16 protein-coding genes and 1 tRNA gene are annotated in these 16,609 nt (G+C 71.5%); 4 read left to right on the top strand and 13 right to left on the bottom strand.

The window, feature by feature from the left end; genetic code table 11:
• The first annotated feature begins 94 nt into the window (after positions 1-94).
• Positions 95-1,411, top strand: coding sequence for a hypothetical protein (locus H036_RS0108980; RefSeq protein WP_017934451.1), 1,317 nt, complete (start codon positions 95-97; stop codon positions 1,409-1,411).
• Here H036_RS0108980 and H036_RS0108975 read toward each other — a convergent pair.
• Complete coding sequence (locus tag H036_RS0108975; protein ID WP_017934450.1) at positions 1,396-2,457, bottom strand: NAD-dependent epimerase/dehydratase family protein; 1,062 nt, start codon at positions 2,455-2,457, stop codon at positions 1,396-1,398. The genes H036_RS0108980 and H036_RS0108975 overlap by 16 nt on opposite strands.
• Positions 2,457-3,299, bottom strand: coding sequence for an S-methyl-5'-thioadenosine phosphorylase (locus H036_RS22290; RefSeq protein ID WP_017934449.1), 843 nt, complete (start codon positions 3,297-3,299; stop codon positions 2,457-2,459). Before H036_RS22290 ends, H036_RS0108975 begins: the two co-directional genes overlap by 1 nt.
• A gap of 132 nt (positions 3,300-3,431) precedes the next feature.
• Between H036_RS22290 and H036_RS0108965 the strand changes: the two genes are divergently transcribed.
• Complete coding sequence (locus tag H036_RS0108965; protein WP_017934448.1) at positions 3,432-4,214, top strand: CPBP family intramembrane glutamic endopeptidase; 783 nt, start codon at positions 3,432-3,434, stop codon at positions 4,212-4,214.
• 66 nt (positions 4,215-4,280) lie between these two features.
• Here the strand turns inward: H036_RS0108965 and H036_RS0108960 are convergent.
• The 4 genes from H036_RS0108960 to H036_RS0108945 form a co-directional block, all read right to left on the bottom strand.
• Positions 4,281-4,353: transfer RNA gene (locus H036_RS0108960), tRNA-Glu, on the bottom strand.
• A 58-nt stretch (positions 4,354-4,411) separates the two neighbouring features.
• Complete coding sequence (locus H036_RS0108955) at positions 4,412-5,089, bottom strand: 3-oxoacid CoA-transferase subunit B (RefSeq protein ID WP_017934447.1); 678 nt, start codon at positions 5,087-5,089, stop codon at positions 4,412-4,414.
• A complete protein-coding gene (locus H036_RS0108950; protein ID WP_017934446.1) occupies positions 5,089-5,784 on the bottom strand; it encodes a 3-oxoacid CoA-transferase subunit A in 696 nt (231 codons plus the stop codon). The genes H036_RS0108955 and H036_RS0108950 overlap by 1 nt, the downstream gene beginning before the upstream one ends.
• Position 5,785: 1 nt before the next feature.
• Positions 5,786-6,985, bottom strand: coding sequence for a thiolase family protein (locus H036_RS0108945; RefSeq protein ID WP_017934445.1), 1,200 nt, complete (start codon positions 6,983-6,985; stop codon positions 5,786-5,788).
• Between the two features lie 71 nt (positions 6,986-7,056).
• On the opposite strand from H036_RS0108945, the gene H036_RS0108940 reads away from it, so the two are divergent.
• A complete protein-coding gene (locus H036_RS0108940) occupies positions 7,057-7,938 on the top strand; it encodes a LysR substrate-binding domain-containing protein (protein WP_017934444.1) in 882 nt (293 codons plus the stop codon).
• Positions 7,939-7,942: 4 nt separating this feature from the next.
• Here the strand turns inward: H036_RS0108940 and H036_RS0108935 are convergent, their stop codons facing one another.
• Genes H036_RS0108935 through H036_RS0108925 form a run of 3 tightly spaced genes read right to left on the bottom strand, consistent with a single transcriptional unit; the run spans position 7,943 to position 11,690 of the window.
• A complete protein-coding gene (locus H036_RS0108935) occupies positions 7,943-8,833 on the bottom strand; it encodes a dioxygenase family protein (protein ID WP_017934443.1) in 891 nt (296 codons plus the stop codon).
• Entirely contained in the window at positions 8,830-9,906 is a 1,077-nt protein-coding gene (locus H036_RS0108930) for a maleylacetate reductase (protein ID WP_017934442.1), read from the bottom strand. Before H036_RS0108930 ends, H036_RS0108935 begins: the two co-directional genes overlap by 4 nt.
• Positions 9,903-11,690 carry an FAD-dependent oxidoreductase gene (locus H036_RS0108925; protein WP_017934441.1) on the bottom strand — a complete coding sequence of 596 codons (1,788 nt, stop codon included), beginning with the start codon at positions 11,688-11,690 and terminating at the stop codon, positions 9,903-9,905. The genes H036_RS0108930 and H036_RS0108925 overlap by 4 nt, the downstream gene beginning before the upstream one ends.
• 82 nt (positions 11,691-11,772) lie before the next feature.
• Here H036_RS0108925 and H036_RS0108920 point away from each other — a divergent pair, with 82 nt between their 5' ends.
• Positions 11,773-12,801, top strand: a complete 1,029-nt coding sequence (locus H036_RS0108920) for a helix-turn-helix domain-containing protein (RefSeq protein WP_017934440.1) — start codon at positions 11,773-11,775, stop codon at positions 12,799-12,801.
• 37 nt (positions 12,802-12,838) lie between these two features.
• On the opposite strand, the gene pcaDC is transcribed toward H036_RS0108920, so the two are convergent.
• From pcaDC to pcaH, 4 genes are read right to left on the bottom strand one after another with little or no spacing between them, the layout of a single operon-like run.
• Positions 12,839-13,966: a bifunctional 3-oxoadipate enol-lactonase/4-carboxymuconolactone decarboxylase PcaDC gene (gene pcaDC / locus H036_RS0108915; RefSeq protein WP_017934439.1), complete on the bottom strand. Its 1,128-nt coding sequence runs from the start codon at positions 13,964-13,966 to the stop codon at positions 12,839-12,841.
• On the bottom strand, positions 13,966-15,168 hold the full coding sequence (locus H036_RS0108910) for a lyase family protein (RefSeq protein ID WP_017934438.1): 1,203 nt from the start codon (positions 15,166-15,168) through the stop codon (positions 13,966-13,968). Before H036_RS0108910 ends, pcaDC begins: the two co-directional genes overlap by 1 nt.
• Entirely contained in the window at positions 15,161-15,724 is a 564-nt protein-coding gene (gene pcaG, locus H036_RS0108905; RefSeq protein ID WP_017934437.1) for a protocatechuate 3,4-dioxygenase subunit alpha, read from the bottom strand. Before pcaG ends, H036_RS0108910 begins: the two co-directional genes overlap by 8 nt.
• Positions 15,721-16,554: a protocatechuate 3,4-dioxygenase subunit beta gene (pcaH, locus tag H036_RS0108900; protein WP_232421836.1), complete on the bottom strand. Its 834-nt coding sequence runs from the start codon at positions 16,552-16,554 to the stop codon at positions 15,721-15,723. Before pcaH ends, pcaG begins: the two co-directional genes overlap by 4 nt.
• Between the last annotated feature and the right edge of the window lie 55 nt (positions 16,555-16,609).

The following is a 16,609-nucleotide window of genomic DNA, read 5'->3' as shown; positions in this document are numbered from 1 at the left end:
TCGAGACGTCGACGGGGCGTTCAATCCTTACGGTCCGGTGACGGCACCGGCTGAGCCACCCCCGGCAGGCGCCACGGTTCCTAGGGTCGCGGTCATGACCAAGGCGCCGTGGATCGGCTTGAGTGCCACGCTCGTGCTCATCGGGCTGGCAGTCGTGGTGCCGTTGGCTACCGGCTGGCAGGTCCACGCCCGAGCCGGCTCCTCGCACGGCGTCGCGCCCCTGCACGCGCTGTGGGCCCCGAACGTCGGCCCCGGGACCGTGCCGTCCATCGCGCTCGCCCTCGGCGCGGTGTGCTGGGCGCCGGCGCTGGCCGAGCGCATGCCCTGGGGTCGGCTCCTGCTGGCGGCCTACGTCGCCAGCCTCGCGTGGCTCTCGTGCTTGGCGTTGGTCGACGGCCCCGCGGGCATCAGCCGGGTGCTGGGAAACCCGGACGAGTACCTGCGCTCGGCGCGGCGGGTCGGCAACGTCCATCTGCTGCTGGAGAGCTACATCAGCCGGATCCCACTCGCCTCCACCGATCACTGGCCGGTCCATCTTGCCGGGCATCCGCCCGGGATGGTGCTGTTCTTCGTCGGCCTGGTCCGGCTCGGGCTCGGTGGCGACCTGGCCGCCGGCCTGGTCGTGATCGTGCTGGCGGCGACGCTGCCGCTCGCGGTCCTCGTCACGCTGCGGACGCTGGATCGCGAGGAAGTGTCCAGGCGGGCCGCGCCGTACCTCGTCTGGACTCCGGCTGCGGTCTATCTCGCCGTATCGGCGGACGCGGTCATGGCCGTCGTCGTGGCCTGGTCGATGGCCTGCCTCGCTCTCGCCAGCCAGCGACCGCCGGTGCGCGGATGGCCGTGGGCCGCCGTCGCCGGGCTCGGATTCGGTGCTGCGGCGATGATGTCCTACGGGCTGGTTCTCGTGGCCGTCCCGGCCCTCGCTCTGCTGTGGGCCGCACGCGTGTGGTGGCCGATCCCCGTGGTGGGCATCGTTGCGATCGGCGTCGTGCTGGCCTTCGCCGCCTGCGGGTTCGCCTGGTGGGAGGCCTACCCGGTCTTGCGGCGGCGTTACTGGGACGGGATCGCGTCCTCGCGTCCGGGCGCCTACTGGGCCTGGGGCGACCTGGCCGCGCTGGCGCTGAGCGCGGGCCCGCTTGTCGGCGCGGGTCTCGCCTCCACCTGGGCCCGTCGCGACGACGATGGGCGGGATCGGGTGGTGCTGGCGCTCGTCGGCGGGGCCGTGCTCGCCGTGGGCCTCGCGGACGCCTCCCAGATGAGCCGAGCAGAGGTGGAGCGGATCTGGTTGCCGTTCGTCCCGTGGCTCACCCTCGCGCTGGTCTCGCTGCCCGACCGCTGGCGCCGCCCGGCGCTTGCCGGACAGGTCCTGACCGCCCTGATCGTGCAGCATCTCCTCTACACGAGCTGGTGACTCTCGCGCAGCGGCGACGAGGCGAACGCCGGCAGTCCGACCGCCGGGCTGATCCGGGCCCGGAAGCCGAGCTCGGCCTCGGCGCGGGCCGGGGAGGCGACGATGTGCCGGACGTCGCCGAGTCGGTAGCCGCCGGTCGTCTCGGGCGTGATGCCCGATCCGGCGCCCAGGAGGGCGGCGACCTCGCCGATCGTGATCGGGTGCCCGGATGCGACGTTGTAGGCCGACACGTGCTCCTGCGCCGCTGTCGCGACAGCTGTGAGAGCTGCGGCGTTGGCGCGCGCGACGTCCTCGACGTGGACGAAGTCCCGCGTCTGCCGCCCGTCCTCGAAGACCTGAGGTGCCTCACCGCGCTCGAGCGAGGAGCGGAACATCGCGGCGACGCCTGAGTAGGGGGTGTCGCGGGGCATGCCGGGTCCGTAGACGTTGTGATAGCGCAGCGCGATCGCCGCGCCGGCCGCCTGACGCGCCCAGGCTGCGGCGTAGTGCTCCTGGGCGACCTTGCTGGCCGCGTACGCGCTGCGCGGCTCGAACCGCGCGTCCTCCGGGACCGCCGCCCAGTCCAGGGCCCCGCCGCAGACAGGGCAGGGGGTGTCGAACCGCCCGGCCGTGAGCGCTGCCACCGGCCGGGTTCCCGGTCGTTGCACGCCGTGTTCGGCGCACCGGTAGCGGCCCTCGCCGTACACGACCATCGACGAGGCCAGGACGAGGCGCCGTACGCCGCGCGCGGCCATCGCGGCGAGCAGTGCCGCCGTGCCCAGATCGTTGTGCGACGCATAGGCCGGCAGATCGGCGACGGTGACGCCCGCGCCGACGACCGCTGCCTGGTGACAGACGACGTCGACGCCCTCGAGAGCCGAGGCCCAGGCCGACTCACCAGCGGCGAGGCGTACGTCGAGGCGAAGGACCCCGGGTGGGGTCACGGACTGCCCGTGTGCTTCAGGCAGCATCAGGTCGATCCCGACGACGTCGTGGCCCGCGGACTCCAGCTCGTGCCGGACGGCACCGCCGATGAAGCCCGCGGCACCGGTGAGCAGCACCCGCATCAGAGCCGTGCTCCAGCCACCGCCGGCACGGTTGCCGGGATCTCGTAGGCCAGATCCAGTCCCGCTGCCCAGGTTTCACAGCCACACCCCGCCGGGTCGGGAAGTCGCTCGATGGCCGCGGCGAGGACCGCGCCGAGCCGGCCGAGATTCGCCGCGAAGCGCGCGTAGACCTCGACCTCGCCGACGCCGTCCCCGGTGCCGACGCCGGCATCGAGGTCGGTCACGAGTGCGAGGGCGGCGTAGCAGATCCGCATCTCGCGGGCAAGCACGGCCTCGGGGTGGCCGGTCATGTTGACCAGGTCCCAGCCTTGCGCGGCGTACCACTGCGACTCGGCCCTGGTGGAGAAGCGCGGTCCGTCGATCACGACCATCGTGCCGCCGAACCGCACGTGCGGATCGGCCCTCGTCAGCGCCGCGCTGACACGCGGGCAGTAGGGATCGGCGAAGGGCACGTGGGTGGCGCCCGACTCGACGAATGACTGCACGCGGCCGGTGGTCCGGTCGACGAGCTGGTCGGGCACCACGAGGTCGCCCGGGGCGACCTGGTCGGCCCGCAGGCCGCCCACCGCGCACGGTGCGATGATCTGGCGTACGCCGAGCGACCGCAGCGCCCACAGATTCGCCCGGTAGTTGATCCCGTGCGGCGCAAGCGCATGGCCCTCGCCGTGTCGGGGAAGGAACGCCACCTGCTGTTCGCCGACCTCGCCGATCGTGATCGGCCCCGACGGCGCTCCGTACGGCGTCTGGACCACGACCGCCGTGGTCTCCACGGAGTCGTCCAGCCACCGATCGAAGCCTGTACCCCCGATGACGGCGACCAGGGATCTCGCATCTCTCACCATGCCAGCCAACGTGGCAGTGCAGCGCGTCTCGCGACAGTGCCGCGGCCCATCCGTCACTGATCGGTAAGAACTGCGGGGCTCGCCACAAGTGTTCCGCGACCGGCTCGACGACCGCCCTTTAGGGTCTCCGGCATGACCTCGACCGCGACTCCCGCACGGGCCCGCACGCTGTCCTACGGCTGGTTCGCCGCCATCGTCATCGCCTACCTGGTGGTCATCAAGGGAGTCGGCTACCTGTGCGGTCAGATCTGGGACACCAACGACGGTCTGTACACGACCAAGGACGTCATCGTTCAGATGTGGATCCCGCTCGGGGCAGCCTTCGTCTTCACGTACGCCGTCGTGGCGGTGCTGCGCTGGTGGGATCCGGTCCTGCGGGAGTCGCGGCCGGTGCAGCGCTGGGTCTGGGTGGTCCCGATCATCTTCGCGATCTGCATCGCGATCGCGATCGACTACGCCGACCTGTTCGACAAGTCCCTCGGCTACATCCTGGCGCTCCTGGTCGCGACCCAGCTCGTCGGCTGGGGAGAGGAGGGCATGTTCCGAGGCATCGGTGTCACGACCCTGCGCTCCCACGGCCTGACCGAGGGGAAGGTCGCACTCTGGTCCAGCATCATCTTCGGCGCCGTCCACATCAGCAACGCGCTGACAGGTGACCTGTCCAAGGCGCTGCCCCAGGCCATCGCGGTGAGCTTCGCGGGCTACTTCTTCTACCTGATCCGCCGGGTGAGCGGCGGGAACGTGCTCAACTCGATCATCCACGGCATGTTCGACTTCTCCATCCTGACCGGGACCGCCCTTCTCGTCGACCAGGGCGCCTACGCCGGCTCGGCGGCGGCGATCCTGGCCTACGTCATCGTCGCGGTCGTGCTGATCATCCGACGAAAGTCGATCGAACCCGCGCCGGCGCGGTAGGACTGAGCGAGATGAGGAAGGCCTCCTGATCTACGTTTCCGCAGATCAGGAGGCCACTCCTGTCCGTACCCCGTACCGGATTCGAACCGGCGCTACCGCCGTGAAAGGGCGGGGTCCTGGGCCGCTAGACGAACGGGGCGCGAGCGTCGCTCAGCATAAGGCGCGCCGGGCGAGGCGCCCAACTCAGTGCCTGGTTTTCAGTGCAGCTCGACAGCTACCCGTTCGCGCAGCTCGGCGAGGGTGATGCCGTAGGTCTCCCGCACGGTCGCGCCGTCGGGGCCGAGGTCGAAGACGGCGTGGTCGGTGTAGACGCGCGAGACACAGCCGACACCGGTCAGCGGCATCGTGCAGGCCTCGACCAGCTTGGCCTCCCCGTTCTTCGCGAACAGCGACATCATCACGAAGACATCCTTGGCGCCGATGGCGAGGTCCATCGCGCCACCGACGGCGGGGATGTCGCCGGGCTTGCCGGTGCTCCAGTTCGCCAGGTCGCCGGTGTGAGCGACCTGGAAGGCGCCCAGTACGCAGACGTCGAGGTGGCCGCCGCGCATCATCGCGAAGGAGTCGGCGTGGTGGAAGTAGGAGCAGCCGGGGGTCTCGACCACGGGGACCTTGCCAGCGTTGGTGAGGTCGGCGTCGACCTCGTCGCCCTCGGCTTTGCGGCCCATGCCGAGCATGCCGTTCTCGGTGTGCAGGATGACGCCGAGCTCGGCCGGGAGATGGTCGGCGATCTTGGTCGGCTGGCCGATGCCGAGGTTGACGAAGGAGCCCTCGGGGATGTCCCGGGCGATCACCTTCGCCAGCTCGTCCATGGACAGCGGGGCGTCCGAGAGCTGGGGCGCCTCTGCGGCTTCGGCGTACGTCTCATCAGTCATCAGCGGGCTCCCTGCACGGTGTAGTGGCGGGCCTCGACCTGGACCACCCGGTCGACGTAGATGGAGGGCGTGACGACGGCCTCCGGGTCCAGCTCGCCGGTCGGTACGACGTTGCTCACCTGCGCGATCGTCGTGGTCGCGGCGGTGGCCATCACGGGGCCGAAGTTCCTGGCCGTCTTGCGGTAGACCAGGTTGCCCAACCGGTCGGCGGTGTGGGCCGCGATGAGCGCGTAGTCACCCTTGATCGGGTACTCCAACACGTAGTCGCGTCCGTCGATGGTGCGCTGCTCCTTGCCCTCGACCAGCGGCGTGCCGACAGCCGTCGGGCAGAAGAAGGCGCCGATGCCGGCACCGGCCGCGCGCATCCGCTCGGCGAGGTTGCCCTGCGGCACCACCTCGAGCTCGATCTCGCCGGCCCGGTAGAGCTCGTCGAAGACGTAGGAGTCGACCTGCCGCGGGAAGGAGCAGAGCACCTTGCGCACCCGGCCGGCCTTGAGCAGTGCCGCCAGCCCGACCTCGCCGTTGCCGGCGTTGTTGGCCACGATCGTCAGGTCCTTCGCCCCCTGGCGGATCAGCGCGTCGATCAGGTCGAACGGCATGCCCGCCAGGCCGAAGCCGCCCACCAGGACGGTCGAGCCGTCCTCGATGCCGGCCACGGCCTCGTCGGCGGTCTCGAGGATCGAGGTCTTCGCCATCTCAGGCCACCCCCGTCGCGTCGGTGTTCTCCAGGACCACGGCCAGGCCCTGTCCGACGCCGATGCAGATCGCCGCCACGCCGTACCGCTGCTTCTTCTCGCGCAGCACGGCGGCCAAGGTGCCGAGGACGCGGCCGCCGGAGGCACCCAGCGGGTGGCCGATCGCGATCGCGCCGCCCTTCTGGTTGACGATCTCGGGGTCGCTCAGCCCCTGGCCCAGCCAGGTGTCGACGCAGACCAGGCTCTGCACCGCGAAGGCCTCGTTGAGCTCGACGGCACCGACCTGGTCCCAGGTGATGCCGGCGCGGGCCAGAGCGCGGTTGGCCGCGTCGACCGGCGCATAGCCGAACTCCTGCGGGTCCAGCGCGAAGGCGCCGCGGCCGATGATGCGGGCGATCGGGTCGACGCCGATCGTGTCGCGGGCCTGCTCCGAGCCGAGCAGTACGGCGGAGGCACCGTCGGAGAGCGGTGAGGCGTTGCCGGCGGTGATGGTGCCGTCCTTGCGGAAGGACGGCTTGAGACCGGCCAGCTTCTCCACACTGGAGTCCGCGCGGATGCCCTCGTCACGGGCGAGGCCCTCGACCGGGGTGATCAGGGCGTCGTAGAAGCCGTCGTCCCAGGCCTGCGCAGCGAGACGGTGCGAGCGGACCGAGAACTCGTCCTGCCGCTCGCGGCTGACGCCGTACTTCTCCTGGAGCTGCTCGTTGCACTCGCCCAGGGAGATCGTCCACTCCATCGGCATGTTGGGGTTGACCAGCCGCCAGCCCAGCGTGGTCGAGACGGCGGCGAGGTCGCCGGCCGGGAAGGGGCGGCCCGGCTTCGGGAGAACCCAGGGTGCCCGCGTCATCGATTCGACCCCGCCGATCAGGACGACGTCGGCGTCGCCGGTCTCGATGGCGCGCGAGCCGATCATCGCGGCGTCCAGCGAGGAGCCGCACAGCCGGTTGACGGTCGTGCCGGGGACGGACGTCGGCAGGCCCGCGAGCAGACCGGCCATCCGGCCGACGTTGCGGTTCTCCTCGCCGGCGCCGTTCGCGTTGCCCCACACGATCTCGTCGATCGCTGCCCTCTCGAGGCCGGGCGTCCGTTCGAGCAGGCCGGTGATGGCTGCGGCAGCGAGGTCGTCGGGCCGGGTCCCGGCCAGCGCCCCGTTGAACTTGCCGAACGGCGTACGCGTCACGGCGTAGAGGAAGGCGGTCATACTGAAGACGCTAACCCGTCGGAGCAATATGGTGAAGTATCGATATTCACGTGCATTAGGATGCTCGCAATATGGATCTTCGTCACCTGCGTTACTTCGTCGCCGTCGCCGAGGAGAGACACTTCGGCCGCGCCGCCGAGCGCCTCCACATGGCCCAGCCGCCACTCTCGCAGTCGATCCGCCAGCTCGAGTCCGAGCTCGGGGTGACGCTGCTGCAGCGCACCACCCGCCGGGTCGACCTGACCGAGGCCGGGCGGGCCTACCTCGAGCGCGCCCGCGGCATCCTCGGCGACGTGGAGGGTGCCGCCGATCTCGCCCGTCGAGTCGCGGCCGGGTCGGTCGGTCACCTCACCATCGGTTGCGTCGGTACGGCGACGTACAGCGTGCTGCCCACCCTCTCCCGGCGACTCTCCGACGAGCTGCCGGGGGTCGACTTCGCCTTCCGCGGCGAGATGCTCGTGCCCGACCAGCTGACCGCGCTGCACGACGGCGCGATCGACGTGGCGCTGCTCCGACCGCCGGTGGCCGACCTCTCGCTGGCCGTGGAGCCGCTGCGCAACGACCGGCTGATGGTGGCAGTGCCTGCCGACCACGGGCTGGCGGCGCGTGCGGAGATCCGGGCGCGCGACCTGGCCAGGGTCGACCTGATCGTGCACTCGGCGGACCGCCGATCGGTGATGTACGGCGTGGTCCTGCGGCTGCTGCACGACGCCGGCGTGGAGCCGCAGATCCGGCACGAGGTCGGCGAGACCTCCACCCTGCTGACGCTCGTCGCCGGCGGCCTTGGCGCCGCGATCGTGCCGGAGCCGGTCACCGCGCTGGCGCTCGAGGGCGTCGCCTACCGCCCGCTCGTCCAGCCCACCGCGAGCGTGGAGCTCGCCGTGGCCCACCGCGCGGACCGAACCGAGCCGCACCTGCAGCGCACGGTGCAGGTCATCCGCGCGCTGGTCTGAGCCCTCACGCGCCGACGGGCGCGAGCACGATGTCGAACCGCACCCGGCTCCACGTGCCCTCGACGACCCGGCCGTCCGGCGTCGGCGCCCCGGCCGCCTGCTGCTCGAACCGCTTGACCAGCGACTGCTTGAGCCCGAAGACCGAGTCCCGCTCCCCGATCGGATCACCCTCGGGGAAGATATGCGTGACGAGCGTCCGGGTGCCCGGGTGGCTGACCATGAAGTGCAGGTGGCTGGCTCGCAGCGGGGAGCGGCCGACCGCGGCCAGCATCTGCCCGACCGGGCCGTCGTCGGGGATCGGGTACGGCGTCGGCGTGAGCCCCCAGAACCGGTAGGACCCGTCGGCGGCGCTGAAGAGATGGCCGCGCGCCGAGCGCTTCCCGGCGTCGTACTGCACGTCGTAGAGGCCGTCCTCGTCCGCCTCCCAGACCTCGATCCGGGCGCCGGCGAGCGGGTTGCCCTGGGTGTCGGTGACAGTGCCCTCGACCCAGCAGGGCTCGCCGGGGGCGCCGAAGGCCACGTCGCCGCCGAGCTCCACGTGCGGTGCGTCCTCCACGAAGAAGGGGCCGAACACGGTGGCCTCGGTGGCATTCTCGTAGGCGGCGTTGTTGATGTTGATCGTCTGCATCGAGGCGCCGAGGGTGTCCGAGAGCAGGATGAACTCCTGGCGTACGTCGTCGGTGATGTGTCCGGCCCTGGTGAGGAACTCGATCGCCTCCCCCCACTCCTCCTCGGTCAGGCGCACGTCGCGGATGAAGGCGTGCAGGTGGCGCACCAGGGAGACCATCAGCTCCTTCAGGCGTGGGTCGCTGCAGGCGTCGAAGGAAGCGACGACCGCCTCCACCAGACGGGCCTCGACGACCTCCTGCTCAGGGGAGGTGGCGGGTCGGGTCATGCCGGGTCTCCTTCCCACGCCGCGCGCAGCAGCGCGGTGAGGTTCTGCTCCGTGACCGGAGTGGGGTTGTCGGGTGGAATGGCGGCGAGGACGGGAGCCACCGCCTCGGCGATGCCGTCCTCCGGCATGCCGTAGTCCCTCAGCGCACGCGGCGCATCCACCGCGGCCCGCAGTGCCGCCATCCCCTCGACGGCCGTGCTGCTGCCGAAGGCGGCGGCGATCCGTCGCTCTGCCTCTGGGGCGTTGGGCGCGTTGAAGGCGAGCACGTGCGGCAGCACGACGGCATGGGTCTGCGCGTGCGGCAGGTTGAACATGCCGCCGAGCACGTGGCAGATCTTGTGATGCATCCCCGAACCCGCCGAGGCGAAGGCGACGGCGGCGAGGTAGGCGCCGTACAGGGTCTGCTCGATGCCCTGCACCAGCGCTCCTTGCCGCGCTCCTTCCCGGGCGATGACCGGCAGCCCACCGGCGAGGCCACGGATGCCCTCACCGGCCAGCGCCTGGTCGATCGGGTCGACCCGCGGACCCCACATCGCATCGATGCAGTGCGCGAGCGCGTTGAGGCCGCTCGCGACGCTCAGCTCCGCCGGCAGCGAGGTGAGCAGCGTGGCGTCGTAGACGATCGAGCGCGGCAGGACCGCGTCGTCGACACCGGTGGACTTGGTCGTGCCCTGCGTCAGGCCCCAGACGTTGGTTGCCTCAGAACCGGCATAGGTGGTCGGTACGGCGAGGATCGGCAGCCCACCCGGGCGCTCGCTGGCCAGTGCCACGGCCTTGCCCAGGCCCGTGGCCGAGCCGCCTCCGACGGTGAGGATCGCATCGACGCCGGCCGCCGCCGCGGCCGTGCGGGCCCGGTCGGCCACCTCGACCGGGACGTGCATCACGACCTCGTCGTGGTGCAGCACCACGGGCAACGCCGCGGTGATCGGGGCCACCAGCGCGGCCTCCCGGGCGGAGGCGATCAGCATCACGCGGGTCGCACCCAGCGCGGCGATCTCGGCGGCCAGCGCCGTCGCGGCGTCCCCGCGAGCGAAGACCACCCGCTGCGGCAGCGTCTCGTGGGTGAACCTCATGCCCGACCCACCAGCCTCGTGGCGGCTTCGCGCAGCGCCGCGGCAGGGTCGTCGGGCAGGCTCATCGACCGCCAGGCGACATGCTTGTCGGGCCGGACCAGCAGTGCGCCGGACTCCTCGACCTCGCGCAGCTTGGCCCAGTCGTAGTAGAGATCGGTGACCTCGTGGCCCGGTCCGATCACGACCGTCTGCAGCGGCAGTCCGAGCTCGGCCGACACCTTCGCCGCGGCCGCGGCCCACGCCTCGCCGGCGACCCCGGTGAACAGCGTCCAGCGGGAGTAGGGCGCGAGGTCCATCAGGGCGTGCTTGTCCACGTTGTTCCCTACCCAGGCGTGCGGCAGGTGCGCGCCCGGCGACGTCGACATGACGTGGTAGAGATCCTCGTCCGTGCTGGGGGCCGGCCGGGTGCCGTCGGAGAGGATCGCGTTCGACTCGTAGAACTGGCCTAGCTCCACGCCATGGGCGTTGAACTCGTAGTTCTTGGTCTCCATGGCTCGGACGAGCGCGGCCCGCTTGGCCGCGCCCTCGGGCGTGTTGGCCTTCCGCTCCTCGATCGCGGCGGCCATCTCCTCGCCGGACAGACCGACCACGCCGAGCGCGGTGAAGATGTCGCCGAACTCGCGGGCCGAGGTGTTCGCACGGGTGACGATCCGCTTGGCGACCGGGGCGCGCTCGGCGGTGTAGGAGTCGAGGAGGGAGGTCGCGGCGTACCCCTGGAGGACGGCGGCGAGCTTCCAGGCCAGGTTGTAGGAGTCCTGCACCGAGGTGTTGGACCCCAGCCCGTTGCTCGGTGGGTGCCGGTGGATCGCGTCGCCGACGCAGAACACGCGGCCCTTGTGCAGCGTGGTCGCATACATCTCGTTGACGCCCCAGAGGCTGTAGCCGGTGATCTCCGGCTCCAGGTCGGGCATGCCCAGCAGGTCGCGGACGATCTCGGTCGCCATGGTCGCATCGAGCTCGGGCGTCGGACCGTCGATGTCGTAGCCCCACACGATCAGCCACTCGTCCCACGGCCGCACCATCCGGACCAGGCCGGTGCCGATGCCACCGACGTTGGAGCCGGGCTGGATCACCCAGTAGAGGACGCTCGGGCGGTGGTCGACGAGCGCCGAGATGTCTGCCTTGAAGGTGATGTTCATCGAGCCGGCGATGTCCATCCGGCCCTCGAAGGGCAGCTCGATGTCCGCGGCGACCTGGGAGCGGGCGCCGTCGGCACCGATCACGTACTTGGCGCGGATCTGGTAGGCGTGCCCGGTCAGCCGGTCGCGTACGTCGACGGTCACGCCGTCGGCGTCCTGGACCAGGCCCAGGTACTCGGTGGAGAACCGGGTCTGGGTGCCGCGCTGGGTGGCGTTGCGGACCAGGATCGGCTCCAGGTAGGTCTGCGGGATGTCGACCGTCAGGCACGGCGAGGCGAGACGGTAGTCGGCCTCGCGGTCGGGGCGGGTGCCCCAGGTGTGGATCCGGCCGATCTCCTCCCCGGCGATGCTGGTGCAGAACACCGTGTCCCCCACCAGCTCGTGCGGCGTCGCGTCCGCCAGCACCTGGTCCTCGATCCGCAGGTCGCGGAAGATCTCCATCGCGCGCTGGTTGGTGATGTGCGCCCTGGGCGTGTTCGCCGTCCAGCGGTACTTGGTGATCATGATGGTGGGCACGCCCAGCTCGCTTAGGAAGAGCGCGGCCGCCGCGCCCGCAGGTCCCGATCCGACGATCAGCACGTCGGTCTCCACCACCGATCCGGTGGGTGCCTCGGTCTCAGCGAGGCCATCGTCGAACACCGGCATGGCGCACCTCTTTCTCTCGTCTGCCTCCGAGTCTTCTCAGCGGCTGCCGGGTGCGGAAAGCGTGCGCAGCGAGGTGGCGGAAATGCGTAGGTCGAAGGCCACCGTCGCGCTCGTGACGTGTGCCACGATGGACGGCGGAGGTGGCAGGCAGATGGCGCGGATCCCGTGGGCGCAGATCCCGCAGGCGCAGTCCTACGAGGTGGACCAGCAGGTCGACCAGTGGGAGGAGCACAACGCGCGGTCGCTGATCGAGCTCACCTGCGGCGTCGCGCAGGACGCCCGGTTCCGTGCCCGCCAGGTCAACCTCCAGCTCGACCAGCTCCACCTGGCCCAGGTCACCGCGACCGCCCACCGGGTCAGCCGCGACCGGACCGTGATCGCCAGGCGGCCGGCGGGCGCGATTGCCGTCTACGTCGGTCTGCGTGGCGACTCGCTCTTCGAGTACGACGGCGGCCGCCGCGTCATGCATCCGGGCCAGCTGCTGGTCTGCGACGTGGACCAGCCCTTCGCCCGCGACTTCGGGCACGGACTCCACGAGCTCGCCGTGAAGGTGCCGCGCGCCGCGTTCGCGACACACACCGAGACCGCCACCCTGACCACCCCGCTGGTGCTGGAGGCCCGCGGCCCCGACGACGACCCGTATGCCCGTGCGCTCGCCCGGCTGGTCGGCCGCGCCGTGGCGGCGACCGTGCCGGTGCCGGCTGACGAGCAGGCGGTGCTCGAGCTCGTCGCGGTGCTGGCCACCGGCAGCCGCAGGAGCTTGCCCCTGGCCCACCGAGCGGCCGCACGGGCGTTCATCGACGACCACCTGAGCGACCCGAGCCTGTCAGCCACGGCGGTGGCTGCGGGTGCCAGCATCTCGGAGCGGCACCTGTCACGGCTCTTCGCCGACGCGGGTACGTCGGTGCCGCGCCACATCCTGGGTCGTCGGCTCGACCTGGCGCACAGCATGCTGACCCACGGCGTACCTGCGCACGTCCGGATCGTCGACGTGGCCGCGCAGTGCGGCTTCACCTCGATGGCGCACTTCGCCCAGGCGTTCAAGCGGCGCTTCGGCGCGACTCCGGGCGAGGTGCGCTTCGGCGCCGGAGCCGGAGCCGGACCGGCCTGAGCGGGTCATCCGGGCACTGGGCGGTCCGGGCGAGCCGCTACTCCTCGGCCAGCACCCGGCGAGCGACACCGAAGGCGGTGTTCGCCGCCGGTACGCCGATGTAGACGGCCGACTGCAGCAGCACCTCGATGATCTCCTCGCGGCTCAGCCCGTTGCGCAGCGCCGCGCGCAGGTGGAACTCCAGCTCCTCGAAGTGCCGGCCGGCGACCAGCGCGGTCAGCACCGCGATCGAGCGGTCCCGCCGGGCCAGGCCGGGGCGGGTCCAGATCTCGCCCCAGGCGTAGCGGGTGATGAAGTCCTGGAAGTCGGCCGTCACCTCGGTGGTGCCGGCGATCGCGCGGTCGACGTGCTCGTCCCCGAGTACCTGGCGCCGGACCTGCATGCCGGCCGGCGCGGGGTCGTGACCGACCAGCGCCTCGACCAGGCTGGCCACCGTGCGGGGGGCCTCGGCAGGTGCGAGGTGGGCGACGCCGTCGAGCTCGACGAACCTCGCGCCAGGGATCCGCGCGGCGTGCTCGCGCAGGGTGGCGGCCGGTGTCGGCACGTCCTCCGCACCGCCGACGGCCAGTACCGGGACGCTGATCTCGCCGAGCCGCTCGCGCACGTCGAAGGCGCCGAGCGCCTCGGTGACCAGCGCATAGCTCTCGGCATCGGCATGCTGCAGCGACCGCAGCAGCTCGGTGCCGACCTCGGGCTCGCGCTCGAGGAAGCCGCTGCCGAACCAGCGCTTGGCCGAGGCCTCGACCACGGCCGGGGTGCCGGAGGCACGCACCACCGCCGCCCGCTCCGCCCACGACTCGGTGGTGCCGATCTTGGCGCCGGTGCAGAGCACGGCGACCCCCGTCAGCCGCTCCGGTACGTCGAGGGCGAGCTGCAGCCCCACCGCACCGGCGACGGAGTCCCCGGCGTACGCGAAGGTGACCTGGCCGAGCGTGCTGTCGATGGTCGCGACCACGCCGGCCGCGACGTCCGCGAGGGTGAACGGCTCGGTGGTGGGAGCGCCGTGGCCGTGGCCGGGGAGCTCCCAACCGACGACGTGGAAACGCTCGCCGAGAAGCTGCGCGGCCCTGTCCCACAGCGCCGTCACCGACGTGCCGAGCGAGGGGCCGACGACCAGGACGGGCTGTCCCTCCGCGCCGGCAAGGTGGACGAGCGAGAGCTGCATCAGAGGTCACTCCAGACTCGAGCAGCGCGCTCGAGGATGTTGTCGATGAACAGGTCGTTGGCACCCAGGTAGGCACCGGTCGCCGAGCCTGTCGAGGCACCGGTCGCCGAGCCCGTCGAGGCGCGCATGCTGCGCTGCTCGGCGTGCAGGGTCTCCTCGACCTCGCTGACTCGGGCGGCCATCCGGTCGGCGTCGACGACCAGACCCTCCAGCAGGTCGGCGGCCTGAGAGGCCGCGACGACGCTGCGGCGGCCGAGCGTGGCGAGGGTCTCCCACTCCACGTGCCAGCCGCCGTCGGGACGCTCGTCGACGTAGGTCGCAGCGGCGACATGCAACGTCGCGGCCAGCTGCGGAGCAGCCAGCGCGTGGCGGCGCAGCAGGATCGAGAGCACCGGGTTGGCCTTGCCAGGCATCGTCGAGGAGCCGCCACCGGCGCCCTCGCGCAGCTCGCCGATCTCAGGGCGGGAGAGCAGCGCCACGTCACCAGCGAGGTGGCCGAGCGCGTCCGCGAGAGTGACGAGGGCGTCGGCGGTCGCGGTCAGCGGCGTCCGGCGAGTGTGCCAGCGCGCACCACCTTGCAGGTCCAGGTCGTCCTTGACGCGGCGCACCAGCGAGAGCGCCGTGGCCACCGGGTCCTCGTGGTCCCTGGCCAGCTCGACCACGGCGGCGAGCGTGCCCGCGGCTCCCCCGATCTGCACCGGCAGCTCCTCGCGGACGCGGCGCAGCTCTCGCACGGCCTCGTCGAGTCCGGAGAGCCAGGTGGCGGCCTTGAGCCCGAAGGTGATCGGGACGGCGTACTGGGTCAGCGTGCGGCCGACCATCGCCGAGCCGCGGTGCTCGCGCGCCAGCCGCGCAAGCGCGCGCGCGGAGCGCTCGACGTCGGCGAGCGTCGCATCGACCGCGGCGCCCAGGCACAGCACCAGCGCGGTGTCGAGGACGTCCTGCGAGGTCAGCCCGCGATGCACGTCGGGCGACTGCGCGCGCAGCGCCTTGACCAGCGGAATGACCGGGTTGCCCCCGGACTCGGCGCCGGCAGCGACCACCTCCAGCGGTGGCACGCTCAGGGACGCCGGCGAGGCCAGGCCCGCGCCCACCAGGGCGTCCAGCCACGCCTGCTCGACCCGGACCATCGCGGCCAGGAACGCCTCATCGGTGAAGACGTCCCCCGCGCGGGCGTCGCCCGGCCAGAGAAGATCACCCATGGGTGAGGAAGACGGTCTCGCGCTCGCCCTGCAGGTGGATGTCGAATCGCAGCCCCTGTGCATCGGACGCCGCGACCAGGGTGGCGCGCTCGTCGTCGGGCAGCGAGGCGAGCAGAGCGTCGCTGTCGTTGGCTGCGTGGCCCGGCAGGTAGATCCGGGTGAGCAGCCGGTCGAGCAGCCCGCGGGCGAAGACGGTGACCGCGAAGAACGGCGCCTTGCCGTCCTCCGTCGCGCCCGGGAGCACCGTGCTGAAGGAGTAGTGCCCGGTGGCATCGGTCGAGCAGCGACCCCAGCCGGTGAACGTCCAGCCGTCGCGGTGCAGCGAACCCTCGACCTGCGGCACCTCACCGGCCGCATCGGCCTGCCAGATCTCGATCAGGGCGTCGGGGATCGGCGTACCGGCGCCGTCCAGGACGTCGCCGTGCAGCCGGATCGCGTCGGCCCGGCCCGGCGGGACCAGCTCGTTGTCGCCCTCGTAGGGCAGCGCCTGGCCGTAGAAGGGGCCGACGGTCTGTCCGGGCGTCAGCAGGCCCGGGTGGGAGAAATCAGTGCTCACTGGTCTGCCTCCTCAGGCTCCATCCAGGTGCGGTCGCCACCGGACAGGACGATGTCCCATCGATAGCCCATGCTGTACTCCGGCACGGTCAGATCATGGTCGTACGTCGCCAGCAGCGCATCCCGGGCCCTCCGGTCGGTGATCGCCTGGTAGATCGGGTCGAGCGCGAAGAGCGGGTCTCCCGGGAAGTACATCTGGGTGACCAGGCGCTCGGTGAACTGGTTGCCGAACAGCGAGAAGTGGATGTGCGCCGGCCGCCAGGCGTTGCGGTGGTTGCCCCACGGGTAGGGGCCCGGCTTGATGGTCTTGAACCAGTACTCCCCCCGCTCGTTGGTCAGGCAGCGGCCCACGCCGGTGAAGTTGGGGTCGAGCGGAGCCGGGTGCTGCTCGTTCTTGTGGATGTAGCGGCCGGCGGCGTTGGCCTGCCAGATCTCCACCAGCTGGCCGGCGACCGGACGGCCCTCGCCGTCGACGATGCGGCCGCTGACGGTGATCCGCTCGCCGATCGGCTCGCCCCAGACCTGCGAGTTGGTGCCGGCGTGGGCACCGAGCGTCAGGTCGGACTCGAGCTTGTGGACGTCGCGCTGCCCGAAGACGGGCGCCCAGCGCTCGATCGTCTCGGGGTCCGCGTGCCGCGGGTCCTTGGTGGGGTGGCGCAGGATGCTGGAGCGGTAGGGCGGGTAGTCGATCCGCGGCTGCTGCCCCGCCGTCTGCTTGCGGGCGCCGATCTCGGCGATCTCGGCGGAGATCTCCGCCTGCGTGGTGGCGGCGGCGTCGGACGACGGCACAGCCGTCTCCTCCGCCGCATCGGTCCTCGGTGTCGTGCTCACCGTCACAACCTACGGACCTGCGGGCTATCCTGCCGAGGGGACGCTTCCACTGAGC

It is taken from the genome of Nocardioides sp. Iso805N, from assembly GCF_000364605.1.
In the GTDB taxonomy this organism is placed as follows: Bacteria; Actinomycetota; Actinomycetes; order Propionibacteriales; family Nocardioidaceae; genus Nocardioides.
Note: the sequence above shows the minus strand (reverse complement) of the source record. Positions and strands in the feature narration are given on the sequence as shown.

Excerpts from the sequence above, each read along its gene's own strand:
- H036_RS0108920 (WP_017934440.1), top strand. The coding sequence starts at position 11,773 with ATGCGTAGGTCGAAGGCCACCGTCGCGCTCGTGACGTGTGCCACGATG.
- H036_RS0108955 (WP_017934447.1), bottom strand. The coding sequence starts at position 5,089 with ATGACTGATGAGACGTACGCCGAAGCCGCAGAGGCGCCCCAGCTCTCG.
- H036_RS0108975 (WP_017934450.1), bottom strand. The coding sequence starts at position 2,457 with ATGCGGGTGCTGCTCACCGGTGCCGCGGGCTTCATCGGCGGTGCCGTC.
- H036_RS0108950 (WP_017934446.1), bottom strand. The coding sequence starts at position 5,784 with ATGGCGAAGACCTCGATCCTCGAGACCGCCGACGAGGCCGTGGCCGGC.
- H036_RS0108965 (WP_017934448.1), top strand. The coding sequence starts at position 3,432 with ATGACCTCGACCGCGACTCCCGCACGGGCCCGCACGCTGTCCTACGGC.
- H036_RS0108935 (WP_017934443.1), bottom strand. The coding sequence starts at position 8,833 with ATGACCCGACCCGCCACCTCCCCTGAGCAGGAGGTCGTCGAGGCCCGT.
- H036_RS0108940 (WP_017934444.1), top strand. The coding sequence starts at position 7,057 with ATGGATCTTCGTCACCTGCGTTACTTCGTCGCCGTCGCCGAGGAGAGA.
- H036_RS0108945 (WP_017934445.1), bottom strand. The coding sequence starts at position 6,985 with ATGACCGCCTTCCTCTACGCCGTGACGCGTACGCCGTTCGGCAAGTTC.
- H036_RS0108925 (WP_017934441.1), bottom strand. The coding sequence starts at position 11,690 with ATGCCGGTGTTCGACGATGGCCTCGCTGAGACCGAGGCACCCACCGGA.
- H036_RS22290 (WP_017934449.1), bottom strand. The coding sequence starts at position 3,299 with ATGGTGAGAGATGCGAGATCCCTGGTCGCCGTCATCGGGGGTACAGGC.
- H036_RS0108980 (WP_017934451.1), top strand. The coding sequence starts at position 95 with ATGACCAAGGCGCCGTGGATCGGCTTGAGTGCCACGCTCGTGCTCATC.
- H036_RS0108930 (WP_017934442.1), bottom strand. The coding sequence starts at position 9,906 with ATGAGGTTCACCCACGAGACGCTGCCGCAGCGGGTGGTCTTCGCTCGC.
- pcaDC (WP_017934439.1), bottom strand. The coding sequence starts at position 13,966 with ATGCAGCTCTCGCTCGTCCACCTTGCCGGCGCGGAGGGACAGCCCGTC.
- H036_RS0108910 (WP_017934438.1), bottom strand. The coding sequence starts at position 15,168 with ATGGGTGATCTTCTCTGGCCGGGCGACGCCCGCGCGGGGGACGTCTTC.